Raw genomic sequence first — 680 nt, forward strand, 5'->3', positions numbered from 1 at the left:
TTGACGGCCACCTTCACCTTCTCGGTCAGAATCCCATCCGCTACGTATAGCTTGTAACCCGCTGGCGTCTTGGTCACCCCTTTACCGATAACCACTCCCCCCTCATTACTGTTTTGAAGATTCACTCCATCACTCTGCCACAGCCCATCTGCCCCATCGGCTGCCACGCGTAACGAACCTGACTGGCCTAAGACCACATTCCCACTGCCATCGACCGTCAGAAACTTGGTCACGCTGCCCGCACTCGCCGGAGAACCACTGGTCAGATTCTCCAGCCGTAAGCCCGAGGTGTTGGCTACCCCAGTGGTGATGTGCAACTTGGCTGAGGGGGCCGTGTTGCCAATGCCCACATTCACCCCACTACCCAGCACCATCGCGTTGGAAATGGTCACTGACGCATTGTAACCGATGGCGGTCGAGTTGGTGATGGTACCATTGGCGGTGGGGGCGGTGGCGGCCAGGCCGATGAAGGTGTTGTTGGAGCCGGTGGTCATGTTGATGCCTGCATAGCGACCGATGGCGGTGTTGCCGGTTCCGGATGTGTTGTTGAGGAAGGCACCATCGCCGATGGCGGTGTTGGCCCCACCGGTGTTGGTGGCACTTCCGGCGGAGTTACCCATGAACAGGTTGTAGGAAGCCGAGGAGTTATTGGCCCCTGCCTGTTGACCTAAAAACAGATT

Annotated in this window: 1 pseudogene; it reads right to left on the reverse strand. The window is 58.1% G+C overall.

The annotated features are described in order from the left end of the window. Positions 1–680, reverse strand: a pseudogene (locus ACYVE4_RS31720) (TMF family protein); the annotation flags it as partial.

The sequence above is a fragment of the Spirosoma harenae genome, from assembly GCF_054776975.1.